Source organism: Dyella japonica DSM 16301 (assembly GCF_001010355.1).
Classification (GTDB): domain Bacteria; phylum Pseudomonadota; class Gammaproteobacteria; order Xanthomonadales; family Rhodanobacteraceae; genus Dyella; species Dyella japonica.
The window spans coordinates 1-11,758 of the sequence record NZ_JPLA01000038.1 but is presented as its reverse complement, the minus strand read 5'-3'; the positions used below and the strand labels follow the sequence as shown (position 1 = coordinate 11,758).

Genomic DNA, 11,758 nt, shown 5'->3' with positions numbered 1-11,758 from the left:
ACGAGGCTAGGTTGGCCCCTCCCCCCAACCCTCTCCCCGCAGGGGAGAGGGAGCAAAAACTTCACACCGGCCCCTGCGGCCCATCCCCCCCGGTACTCTCCTCCAACGCATCCCTAACCGTCTTCAACAACCGCAACGTTGAAACCGGCTTGTCCACCAGATACAGATGCTCCATCACCGGCAACTCATCCATATCCGGTGGCGCATCCGGGCGCGCCAGCAAAAGCACCGCACCGCGATAACCATGGTCGAACAAGGCCGCCAGCGTGCGCACGCCCGTGAACAGATTCATATCGGCGTCGAGCACGACGAGATCGGGAACGCCTTGCGCCTCCAGCCATTGCAAGGCGGCCGTGCCGCTCTGGCTGGCGTGCGCCTGATAGCCCCACGAATCGAGCGTGTCCACCAGCAGGGACAGCTGGCCGGCTTCTTCCACCACCACCAGCACGCGCTCGGCTTCGCCTTGCAGGTTCGCGGTTTCTTCCTCGCCCACCACATCGGCCGGCTGCTGCATCAGCGGAATATGCATATGGAAGCTGGTGCCTTCGCCCAGCACGCTCTCCACCCGCATCACGCCACCATGCGCGGTGATGATGCGCTTGCACGACACCAGCCCCAGGCCGGTGCCGCTTTCCTTGGTGGTGTAGAACGGCTCGAACAGATGCAGCATCGCCGCTTCGTCCATGCCGGTGCCGGTATCGATCACGCTAAGGCAGACGTAGTTGCCTTCGCGGCTTTCCTCGCCGGGCAGGAAGAAGTTTTCCGGCAGGCTGGCCAGCGTTGCACTGATGCGCAGTTTGCCGCCTTCAGGCATGGCTTGCAGCGCATTGAGGCTGAGGTTGAGCAGGCACTGCTGCAACTCGGTGTGATTGCCGTCGAAGCTCAGGTCGGGATCGTAGGCATCCAGTTCCAGCGCCACATTGCGCGGCACACTGCCTTGCAGCAGCAGGCCAAGCGCTTCGAGCAGCGCGCCCACGCGCACCTGCTCGGCGCGGCGTGCACCGCGCGCAAAGGACAACATGGAATGCACCATGTCCAGGCCGCGCTTGCCGCAGTCGCGCACCAGGCGTCCGAGGCGAGCAAGCCGCGGATCGTCCTGGTAGTCCTGCAGGCTGTCGCCGGCGAGCAACAAGGGTTGCAGCAGATTGCGCAGGTCGTGGCTCAGGCCGCCCGCCAGCATCGCCAGGCTCTCGAAGCGCTGCGCGCGGATCAGCTCGGTTTCCGCGCGTCGACGCGCACGCTGCGCTTCGGCCTCGCGCATGGCGCGACGTACAGCCGAGGCCAGTCGCGCAGGATTCTGTTTGAGGATGTAATCGGTTGCGCCATTGCGCAGCGCCTCAATCGCCGCTTCTTCACCCAGCGTGGCGGAGACGAAGATGAAGGGCAGGTCCTGGTCGCGTTCGCGCAGAATGTCCAGCGCGCGCTGCCCGGAGAAGCCCGGCATGCTCAAGTCGGACAACACGATATCCGGCTGGAAATCCTCCAGCGCCGAGAGGTACTCGCGCTCGGCGTCCACCAGGGTCACGTCGTATTCGATGTGATCGGCGTCCAGCTCGGACAACACGAGCTCTGCATCGAGCTGGCTATCCTCGATCTGCAGTACACGGATTCGGGGTAACGCCCATTGCTGCCTATCCACTGTCAGCCACCCTGTCGTGGATCCACCCCTAACATTCGTCCCATTCAGATATGGTCAGGTGCCTGATTGAGCACTGCCCAGAACTGCCCCACGGTTCGCACCGCTTCAAAAAACTGGTCCACATCCACCGGCTTGATCACGTAGGCGTTCGCGCCGATGTCCCAGCTGCGCGCCAGATCACTCTCCTCCCGCGACGATGACAGAATCACCACCGGCACGCGGCGGAATCGATCGTCGGCGCGCAACTGCGTGAGCACTTCCAGCCCACTCATGCGCGGCATCTTGATGTCCAGCAGCACCACGGCCGGATCGGTCGGCTCGCGCCCGGCCCATTCGCCGCGGCAATAAAGGTAGTCCAGGCAGTCCACGCCGTCTTCGACGTGCACCACGGGATTGGCCAGATGGGCACCGGCAAGCGCGTCCAAAGCCATTTCAGCGTCGGCGAGACTGTCCTCGACGAGCAGGATGGTACGGAGGTCGTGGTTCATTGGCGCCTCTGCGCGAAGCTTTCTGCGAGGTCCGAAGACGGCAGTGTGAAGTGGAAACGCGCGCCCTGCCCTGGCTGGGCATCGGCCCAGACGCGTCCGCCGTGTCGCGTGACGATGCGACGCACATTGGCCAGGCCGATGCCGTTGCCCGGGAATTCCGAGGCCCGATGCAGGCGCTGGAACACGCCGAACAGTTTACCCGCGTATTGCATGTCGAAACCGGCGCCGTTGTCGCTCACCACGAATTCGTAGCTGCCGTCCCGATGGCGCTGCACGTCCACGTCGATGCGCGCCACCTCGCATTTGCCGGTGTACTTCACCGCATTGCCCAGCAGGTTCTGCCACACCGTGCGCAACATGTTCTCGTCGCCGATGACGATCGGCAGCGGCGCGATTGACCACACGATATGGCGGCCGTGCGCATCCGTCTCGGCCAGTGCGCGCGCCTCGTCGGCCAGCGACTGCATGTCCACCGGCTGCAGGCGCAGGGCGCCGCGGCCCAGGCGTGAGAACACCAGCAGGTCTTCGATCAGCAGCGCCATGCGCTTGGCGGCGTCGTTGATCACTTCGATGTAGTGGCGCGAGCGTTCGTCCGCCGCGTCGCCCAGATGCTGCTGCAGCTTGCCGGCGAAGCCGCTGATGTGACGCAACGGCGCGCGCAGGTCGTGCGACACCGAATAGCTGAAGGCTTCCAGCTCGCGATTCACATCGGACACCTGCTCGATCTTGCCTTCGAGCTGGCGGTTGAGTTCCTTCACCTGCTGCTCGACCAGGGCGCGCGCGGTGACATCGCTCAAGGTAAGCAGCAGCACCGGATCGCCGCCGTTGTCCTGTTCGAGACGACGGGCATTGATCACCACGTGGCGATCGACGCCGTCCACCGTGCGCTGGATCAGCTCGTAGTCCCACAATTCGCGGTCCAACAGCAGCACGTCGTTGAGACGTTGCAGCAGCGCGCCGTCGGTCCAGGCGCCATCGCCGATGTCGGTCAGCGGCAGCGATTGTCGGAAATCGGGCGGCAGGCCGTAGAGCTCGCCAAAAGCGGCATTCACCAGCAAGGTGCCGAGGCTGGCGTCGAGCAAGGCGATCGGTTCGCGCACGGCCTGCACAATGAGTTGCGAACGCTGCACCGCCTGGCCTTCGCGCACTTCCGCGCGCAGGCGACGGCTGATCTGGCGTTCGGACACGATCACCACGATGGTCAGCAGCAACACCTGGGCGATCGCGGTGATGGTCAGGGCCAGGGCGCTGTTGAACGATTCGCGGCTGGCCGCATCGCGGCGACTGAGCAACGTGGTGTTCTCGTTGCGCACGATGCCGTCGATCAGGTCGTCCATCTTGAACAGCGTGCCGGAGTCGCGCATCGCATCGGAGGCGCCGGCTTCATCGCCGTGGTCGTGCCGCATGATGGCCTGCCCGCTCAAGGCGAGGCGACCGCTCACGGTGGAACTGAGCGAGCCGATCAGGGCCTGCTGGTCCGGGCTGTCGCGCGTCATGTCGCGCAGCTGTTGCAGCAGGCCCGGGGTTTCGTGGGCGGCCCGTTCGGCGCGCATGCGCACGGTCGTGTCGGCGTCGCCGTGGATCAGGCGGTAGATGGCCGCCTCGCTGTCCCGCGTGACATAGGCGATGCGATAGGTGAGCGACTTCACCTCGCTGGAGTGGGTGACCCGCTCATTGGCGAGGATGGCCTCGCTGGCGCCGCTGCGCGTGACCACATACGGCAAGGCCACGATCACCAGCACGGCCGCCAGCAGGCCGCCCAGGCGCCAGCGCAGGGCGACGCGGTCCTTCATGGCCGGCCGCAGCGTCGACGCCAATTTCCAGGATGAGCGCAACATGTCAGGCATGGTTGCAGAATCACCCCAGAGAACGCCACCTCTTAAAGTGGCGTTTTGACGACACTTTAGTCGGAGTTACCTGGGGGCTTTGCTCACGGACACGCTCATCGAGGCCGGACGGGCGCTCACAGCCTGCCCCCAGGCCCGGTTCGGCTCGGCCTGCATGGTGAAGTGCAGCTCGCCGCCGGACACGATTTCGGCATGGCGCAGGAACACCCGGTCCAGCGCTTTGCCGTTGAGGGTGACTGCACCGACGTAGGGATGGGCGTCGTCCAGCGGCTCGGCGGTGACCTTGAAGGTCTTGCCATTGGACAGGTGCAGGGTGGCGCTGCTCACGAACGGGCGGCCAATGGCGTACTCGTCACTGGCCGGCGTCACTGGGTAAAAGCCCAGCGCCGTGAAGATGTACCAGGCCGACATCTGGCCCAGATCGTCATTGCCGGCCAGGCCATCGGGGCGGGTGGCGTACTGGCTGTCCATGATCTGCTTGAGGCGCTTCTGCGTCTGCCACGGCGCGCCGGCGTAGTCGTAGAGATAGGCCAGGTGATGGCTGGGCTCGTTGCCGTGCGCATACCAGCCGATCAGGCCGGTGATGTCCTCGACGTTGGCGAAGTGCGACTTGTCGACCTTGGCCTCGAACACGCTGTCGAGCTTGGTGACGAAGTTCTGGTCGCCACCCATCGCCTTGATCAGCGCGGCCACGTCCTGCGGCACATACCAGGAATACTGCCAGGCATTGCCTTCGGTGTAGTCGCTGCCATAGCCGGCCGCGTCCGGGCTGAACGGTTCGCGGAAGCTGCCATCGGTCTTGCGGGCGCGCATGAAGCCGGTCTTGGGATCGTAGGCATTGCGCCAGTTGCCGGCGCGCTTGTCGAAGGTGGCGGCAATCTCCTTGCGCCCCATCGCCTTGGCCATCTGCGCCAGCGACCAGTCGTCATAGGCGTATTCCAGCGTCTTGGAAGCCGCCTCCGGCTCCTTGTCGATGGGTACGTAACCGAGCTTCATGTAGTCGCCCAGGTCGCCGTAGGGCGCATAGGTGGCGCTGGCCACCATCGCCTTCAGCGCCGCATCGGCATCAAAGCCGCGCACGCCCTTCACATAGGCGTCGGCGATCACCGGCACGGCGTGGTAGCCGATCATGCACCACGTCTCCAGGCCCTGGTACGCCCACACCGGCAGGATGCCGAACGGGCTGGTTTCGCGCGAGGCGATCAGCGAGCGGATGAAGTCGGTGCTGCGTTCGGGCATCAGCAGCGCCACCAGCGGCTGCTGGGCGCGGTAGACGTCCCACAGCGACCAGGTGGAGTGGAATTCGAACTTGCCGTTCTTGTCGACGGCCTCGTGCACGGCGTTGTCCGCGCCGCGGAACTGGCCATTCACGTCCATGCTGAGGGTGGGCGACAGCAGCGCGTGATACAGCGAGGTGTAGAAACCGACGCGCTGATCCTTGCTGCCTTCCACGTCGATGGAGGCGAGCGCCTTGTCCCACTGGCTGCGGGCTTCGGCGCGGCGCGCATCGAAATCCCAGCCCTGGCCTTCGGCATCCAGGTTTGCGATGGCATTGGCTTCGCTCACCGGCGAGATGGCCACCTTCACGCCCAGCGGCTGCTTGAGCGCACCGAAGTCGAACACGCCAACGAGGGCGCGGCCACTTTGCGCGTCGTGGTCTTCCGGCTGTTCACCCGGACCTTTGAAGCCCTTGTAGGTCAGGTCGGTCTCGCGGTTGTACAGCGTGCGCGCCTGCATCGGCTGCGAGAAACGCATAGCGAAACAGAGTTCGCGACCTGGCGCCCAGCCGCGCGTGGTGCGGCAGCCGGTGACCGTGCCGTCGTCGTGCACGCGCAGGCTGGCCCACAGCACCTTGCCGGCGTAGTCGTAGATGCTAGGACGCAGATCCAGCAACAGGTGCGCGGGCTTGCCGGCAGGGAAGGTATAGCGGTGCCAGCCGATGCGGCGGCCAGCGGTCAGCTCGGCGCGCACGCCGTAATCGCTGAGCGTCACGGCGTAATAACCTGCCTGCACCACTTCGCTGTCATGGCTGAAGCGGGAGCGGTAGCCGCTGCCCGGCTTGGCCGGGTCGCCCTGCTCCAGGCGCACGTCGCCGGCAATCGGCATCACCAGCACGTCGCCCAGGTCCGAATGGCCCGAGCCGGAAAAATGGGTATGGGAGAAGCCCAGCAGGCTGCTGTCGCCGTACTGGTAGCCGGCCGCCCACTTATAGGCGTGCTTGAAATCGGGCATGGCCGAGTCCGGGGACAGCTGGATCATGCCGAACGGCACCGTGGCGCCAGGGAAGGTATGCCCGTCGCCGCCGGTGCCGATGCGGGGGTCCACATCGGCCGAATGCCCCTCGGCAGCCCGCACGCAGGCCGGCGCAGCGAGGGAAATCGAGACCGCCGCGGCCAGCAAAGTGGGCAGCCATGCACGGAAACGCGAATTACGCATAGAATTCCCCGAAAGAGTGGATTTGAATCGTTCTAATTTCGCCTGACGCTAACATCTCTGCAGGCATCGTTGCATGCTGCGTCGCGCCATCGAAATCGGTTTCGTTCGTGCGCGGAGGCAGGTACCTTTGGATCGTTCCAATCAACCCAGGCCTGCGATGGAAAGCCAGACCCCGGTCGGTAGAAAGATCACACTCAACGACATCGCAGCCGGCTGCGGTGTGTCCCGCGCCACGGTTTCCCTGGTGCTGCGTGGCAGTCCCCTCGTGAACAAGGTTACCCGGGCACGGGTCGAGGAAGAACTGCGGCGCCAGGGATACGTCTACAACCGGGCTGCGGCCAACCTACGCCGGCGTACGTCGTCGAGCGTGGCCCTGGTCATCAATGAACTGGCGAACCCGTTCTTCGCCGAGTTTGCCGCCGGCGTGGACGATGCGCTGGGCACGGCCGGCTTCGTCACCCTGCTCGGCAGCTCGGGTGATTCGGCCGAGCGCGAGCATGCCGTGCTCGGTTCGCTGATCGAACATGGACCGGGCGGCATCATCCTGTCGCCCGCCGAGGACAGCGAAGCGCGCAAGGTGCTGGCCGCCGTTGGCACACACACCCCGGTGGTGCTGTTCAACCGCGAGCTGGGCGGCGAGCTCCCCGAATACGCGCACTGGGATCGTCTGATGCTCGACAACGAGCGCGGCGCCCGCCAGGCCACCGAACATCTGATTTCCCAGGGGCATCGCCATATCGCCTTCTTCGGCGGGCATGACCATGCCAGCTCCACCCGCGAACGCCATGCGGGCTACACACAGGCCATGAATGCGGCCGGCCTTGCGATCGAATCGCACTGGCGCGTGCAGAGCACCCCCACGCGCATGGACGCCGCGCGCGCTGCCGGTGCCTTGTTCGAAGGCTCGGGCGCCGCACCCACGGCCGCGGTTTGCTACAACGACGCCGTGGCGCTGGGCCTGATGCTTGGCCTGCACCAGCATGGTCGACAGGCGGGGCGCGATTTCGCGGTGACCGGCTTCGACGACATCGCCGAAGCGTCGATGAGCATGCCCTCGCTCACCACGTTGACCACCGCACCGCGCGCACGCGGACGGCAGGCGGCCGACATGCTACTCGCTCGCCTGCGCGATCCGCAGGCGCCTTCGGGCACCATCATCGCGCCGGTGGAACTGGTCGTGCGCGAAAGCAGCTGTCCTCTTTCCTGACCCACGGATTCCGCATGGCCTTCGCAGCACCACCTATCCAGTCGGCGACGTCGTCGTCGACCACCGGTTCGACGCGCTACACCGACTATCCGATGGCGATGGCGGTCACCACCACGATTTTCTTCATGTGGGGTTTCCTGACCGTCCTCAACGACATCCTGATCCCGCATCTCAAGACCGTGTTCGAGTTGAACTACGCACAGGCGATGCTGGTGCAGTTCACCTTTTTCGGCGCGTACTTCTTGATGTCGTTGCCGGCGGGGCGGTTGGTCGCGGCGCTTGGTTACAAGAAAGGCATTGTGGCGGGCCTGACGATTGCTGCCGTGGGCGCGTTCGGTTTCTGGCCGGCGGCGCTGCTGCATTCGTATGCGGCATTTCTCGCAGCGCTGTTCGTGCTGGCCACTGGCATCACCGTGCTGCAGGTTGCAGCAAATGCGTACGTAGCGCTGCTGGGTCCGGAACGCACCAGTTCCAGCCGCCTCACGCTGGCGCAGGCGATGAATTCGCTGGGCACTACGCTGGGCCCCTGGTTTGGCGGTCTGCTGATTCTTTCCGCCGTGGCGTTCACCGTGCCCGACGCCGTGCGCAAGGCGCCGGAAACCGTGCAGCTGGTGCAGACGCTCAACGATGCGCCGCCTGCGCAGGCCGTTGATGCGCTTCGCCAGGCACCGCCGGAACGTCTGGTTGCCGCGCTCAACGATGCCGCCGCGACGGCGCTCGATCGCCTGCCCGCCAGCGATGTGGCCGCGGCCATCGCGCAGCTCCCGCAGGATCAGCTGCCGCACGCACTGGACCGCCTCGCCGGCGCACCGCTGCTGGCCACGCTTTCCGCGCTGTCGCCGCAGCAGCTCGCTGCGTTGCCGTCCGCCAATCTTGCCCAGGCGCTGGACAAGCTCGCTTCGTCGCATCTGGATGCCAGCGGCGATGCGCAGTTCGCCAAGGTACGCGCGAGCCTGACGCCGGAAACGGCGCAGCAGCTGTCCAGCTATCGCCAGAAGCAGGCCGAGCTGGTGCAGAAGCCGTATCTGGGCCTTGGCTGCGCCTTGCTGATCCTGGCCGTGGGCGTGTGGCTGTTCCGGCTGCCGCCGCTGACCGAGTCGACCGAAGCGGCTGACAGCACACATCACACGCTGATGGACGCGCTGCGCCACAGCCATGTGTTCTTCGGCGTGCTGGCGATCTTCTTCTACGTGGGCGCGGAAGTGTCCATCGGCAGCTTCCTGGTCAACTACCTGTCGCTGCCTGAGATCGGCCACATGAGCGAGCTGCAGGCCGCGCACTACGTGTCGCTGTACTGGGGCGGCGCGATGGTCGGACGCCTGGCCGGTTCGGCCCTGCTGGTGATGATCAATCCGCGCAAGCTGCTGGCGGTGTTTGCCGGTGTCGCGGGCCTGCTGGTGCTCACCACCATGCTCACCCATGGCGACGTGGCGATGGTCAGCGTGATCGCGATCGGCCTGTTCAACTCCATCATGTTCCCGACCATTTTTGCGCTCGGCATCGAACGCATGGGTCCGCTCACCGGCAAGGCGTCCAGCCTGCTGATCATGGCCATCGTCGGCGGCGCGCTGCTGCCGCTGGCGCAGGGCGCGCTGGCCGACCATATGGGCATCCAGCACGCCTTCATCCTGCCGTTGCTGTGCTACGGCTACATCGTGTTCTACGGTCTGCGCGGCTCGCTGGTTCGCGATCCCGTTGTTCCCCAACATTGAGTCTTTGTCGATGTCACGCACCATCCTCTGTTTCGGCGAAGCGCTGATCGATTTCCACAGTGAAGGCGGCGATGAAGCCGGCTTCCCCCGCAGTTTCGTGCCCTATGCCGGCGGCGCACCCGCCAACGTCGCCGTCGCCGTCGCCCGTCTGGGCGGTGATGCGGCGTTTGCCGGCATGCTCGGCGAGGACATGTTCGGCGATTTCCTGCTGGCCAGCCTGCAGCGCTTCGGCGTGAACACCGATGGCGTTGCGCGCACGGACGAAGCGAACACCGCGCTTGCCTTCGTGTCGCTGGATGCCCACGGCGAGCGCAGCTTCAGCTTCTATCGCCCGCCGTCGGCCGACCTGTTGTTCCGTCCCGTGCATTTCCATGCGGAATGCTTTCGGGGCACCGCCGTGTTCCATGTCTGCTCCAACAGCATGACTGATGCGGCGCTCGCCGAAACCACCCGCGAAGGCATGCGCCGCGCGCACGAGGCCGGCGCACTGGTGAGCTTCGACCTCAACCTGCGTCCGGCATTGTGGCCGCGCGACGTGGAGCCGCGTCCGCTGTTGTGGCCGGCGCTGCATCTGGCCGACGTAGTGAAGCTGAGCGCCGAGGAATTCGCCTGGCTCGCCGTCGACGGCGAAGAAGCCACGCTGGAAAAACTGTGGGAAGGGCGTACGCGTCTGGTCATCATCACCGATGGTCCGAAGGCGCTGCGCTGGTTCCATCCCGACGTGGAAGGCGAGTTGCCGGTGTATGCCGTGCCTGCGGTGGACACCACCGCCGCGGGCGACGCCTTCGTCGGCGGCCTGCTCTATCAGCTGGCCAAGCTCGAACACAGCGACGACCGCATCGATCATCTGATCACCGAACTGCCCCGCCTGCATGCAGCCCTGCGCTTCGCAGCGGCCTGTGGCGCACTCACCGTGACGCGCCAGGGTTCGTTCTCGGCCATCCCCGATGAAGCCGAAGTGCTCAACTTCATGGAGACGTACGCATGACCCTGACGCCTGATTTTCGCAACGAGGCGTTCCTGCGCGAACACATCGCCGCCACGATGGCGTTCTATCACCCTCATGCGATCGATCCTGCCGGTGGCTTTTTCCACTACTACAGGGACGACGGCACGATCTACGACCGCAGCCATCGTCACCTGGTTAGCAGCACGCGCTTCGTCTTCAACTACGCGATGGCGTACAACGAGTTCGGCAACCCCGAGTATCTCGACGCCGTGCATCACGGCCTGCGTTACCTGCGCGAGGTGCACCGCAACCCCGCCACCGGCGGCTATGCGTGGACCATCCGCGACGGCAAGCCGGAAGACACCACCTATCACGCCTACGGTGTGGCCTTCGTGCTGCTCGCCTACTCGACCGCCAAGAAAGCCGGCGTGCACGAGGCCGAAGCATGGATGGACGAAACCTGGGAGCTGCTTGAACAGCGCTACTGGGATGCCGATGCGGGCCTCTATCGCGATGAAGCCGACGAACACTGGCACTTCAGCGATTACCGCGGCCAGAACGCCAATATGCACATGTGCGAGGCGATGCTCGCGGCGTATCAGGCCAGCGACGAGCCGCGCTATCTGGAACGCGCGCTGGAGCTGGCCGACCATATGACACGCCGCCAGGCGGCCAAGGCCGATGGCCTGGTGTGGGAACACTACGACGTCAACTGGAATGTCGACTGGAAATACCACCTCGACGATCCCAAGCACCTGTTCCGCCCGTGGGGTTTCCAGCCCGGCCATCAGACCGAGTGGGCCAAGCTGCTGCTGATCATGGAACCGCTGCTGCTCGAACGCGGCATCGAAAAGGACTGGCTGGTGCCCACCGCCAAGCATCTGTTCGATACCGCACTCGCACGCTCGTGGGACAACGAGTTCGGCGGCATGGCCTATGGCTTTGCACCCGACGGCAAGGTCTGCGACGACGACAAGTATTTCTGGGTGCAGGCAGAATCGCTCGCCGCCGCCGCGCTGCTGCATGCGCGCACGGGGCTGGCCGAATACGACGCGTGGTACGAGAAGCTGTGGGCGTATTCGTGGAAGTATTTTGTCGACCACACGTATGGGGCGTGGTTTCGCATCCTCACTCGCGACAATCACAAGATCGATGACGAGAAGAGTCCTGCCGGCAAGACCGACTATCACACCATGGGTGCGTGTTATGAGGTGATGGCGTTGGTGCGCGAGGGTGGGGTTCCGTAGGGAGGGTTGGTCCTCGCGCTGGCCACCTGGCTCTTTGCTCCCTCTCCCCTTTGGGGAGAGGGTTGGGGTGAGGGGCCAACCTTGCCTCGCCGTTTGGAAGTGACGCAGTCTTCTTTTGCTCGTCATCCCGGTGCCGGCCGGAAGCGCTTTACAACAGCCGAACGGCTGGTCATCCACTAGCGTTGGTCTTCGATTGTCGCGTCATCGCGACCCGGCTCGCCTGCCGCGGGCTT

The 11,758-nt window shown here is 65.0% G+C and carries 8 protein-coding genes; 4 read left to right on the top strand and 4 right to left on the bottom strand.

Going from position 1 to position 11,758, the window contains the following annotated elements:
• Nucleotides 1-61: 61 nt before the first annotated feature.
• The 4 genes from Y882_RS13415 to Y882_RS13400 all read right to left on the bottom strand — a co-directional run bounded on the left by Y882_RS13415 (nucleotide 62) and on the right by Y882_RS13400 (nucleotide 6,410).
• Nucleotides 62-1,645, bottom strand: a complete 1,584-nt coding sequence (locus Y882_RS13415; protein ID WP_046972443.1) for a hybrid sensor histidine kinase/response regulator — start codon at nucleotides 1,643-1,645, stop codon at nucleotides 62-64.
• 38 nt (nucleotides 1,646-1,683) lie between these two features.
• Complete coding sequence (locus tag Y882_RS13410) at nucleotides 1,684-2,127, bottom strand: response regulator (protein WP_046972442.1); 444 nt, start codon at nucleotides 2,125-2,127, stop codon at nucleotides 1,684-1,686.
• Entirely contained in the window at nucleotides 2,124-3,920 is a 1,797-nt protein-coding gene (locus tag Y882_RS13405; RefSeq protein ID WP_046972441.1) for a sensor histidine kinase, read from the bottom strand. Before Y882_RS13405 ends, Y882_RS13410 begins: the two co-directional genes overlap by 4 nt.
• A gap of 120 nt (nucleotides 3,921-4,040) precedes the next feature.
• Nucleotides 4,041-6,410 (bottom strand): GH92 family glycosyl hydrolase, encoded by a 2,370-nt coding sequence (locus Y882_RS13400; RefSeq protein WP_046972440.1) that lies wholly within the window; start codon nucleotides 6,408-6,410, stop codon nucleotides 4,041-4,043.
• A gap of 157 nt (nucleotides 6,411-6,567) precedes the next feature.
• On the opposite strand from Y882_RS13400, the gene Y882_RS13395 reads away from it, so the two are divergent.
• Genes Y882_RS13395 through Y882_RS13380 form a run of 4 tightly spaced genes read left to right on the top strand, consistent with a single transcriptional unit; the run spans nucleotide 6,568 to nucleotide 11,525 of the window.
• Nucleotides 6,568-7,617, top strand: a complete 1,050-nt coding sequence (locus tag Y882_RS13395; RefSeq protein WP_046972444.1) for a LacI family DNA-binding transcriptional regulator — start codon at nucleotides 6,568-6,570, stop codon at nucleotides 7,615-7,617.
• 14 nt (nucleotides 7,618-7,631) lie between these two features.
• A complete protein-coding gene (locus Y882_RS13390) occupies nucleotides 7,632-9,329 on the top strand; it encodes a sugar MFS transporter (RefSeq protein ID WP_046972439.1) in 1,698 nt (565 codons plus the stop codon).
• A gap of 4 nt (nucleotides 9,330-9,333) precedes the next feature.
• Nucleotides 9,334-10,317: a carbohydrate kinase family protein gene (locus Y882_RS13385; protein ID WP_211259180.1), complete on the top strand. Its 984-nt coding sequence runs from the start codon at nucleotides 9,334-9,336 to the stop codon at nucleotides 10,315-10,317.
• On the top strand, nucleotides 10,314-11,525 hold the full coding sequence (locus tag Y882_RS13380) for an AGE family epimerase/isomerase (protein ID WP_046972437.1): 1,212 nt from the start codon (nucleotides 10,314-10,316) through the stop codon (nucleotides 11,523-11,525). Before Y882_RS13385 ends, Y882_RS13380 begins: the two co-directional genes overlap by 4 nt.
• Nucleotides 11,526-11,758: the final 233 nt, after the last annotated feature.

Coding starts and splice junctions, on each gene's coding strand:
- Y882_RS13410 (WP_046972442.1), bottom strand. CDS start 2,127: ATGAACCACGACCTCCGTACCATCCTGCTCGTCGAGGACAGTCTCGCC.
- Y882_RS13405 (WP_046972441.1), bottom strand. CDS start 3,920: ATGAAGGACCGCGTCGCCCTGCGCTGGCGCCTGGGCGGCCTGCTGGCG.
- Y882_RS13400 (WP_046972440.1), bottom strand. CDS start 6,410: ATGCGTAATTCGCGTTTCCGTGCATGGCTGCCCACTTTGCTGGCCGCG.
- Y882_RS13395 (WP_046972444.1), top strand. CDS start 6,568: ATGGAAAGCCAGACCCCGGTCGGTAGAAAGATCACACTCAACGACATC.
- Y882_RS13390 (WP_046972439.1), top strand. CDS start 7,632: ATGGCCTTCGCAGCACCACCTATCCAGTCGGCGACGTCGTCGTCGACC.
- Y882_RS13380 (WP_046972437.1), top strand. CDS start 10,314: ATGACCCTGACGCCTGATTTTCGCAACGAGGCGTTCCTGCGCGAACAC.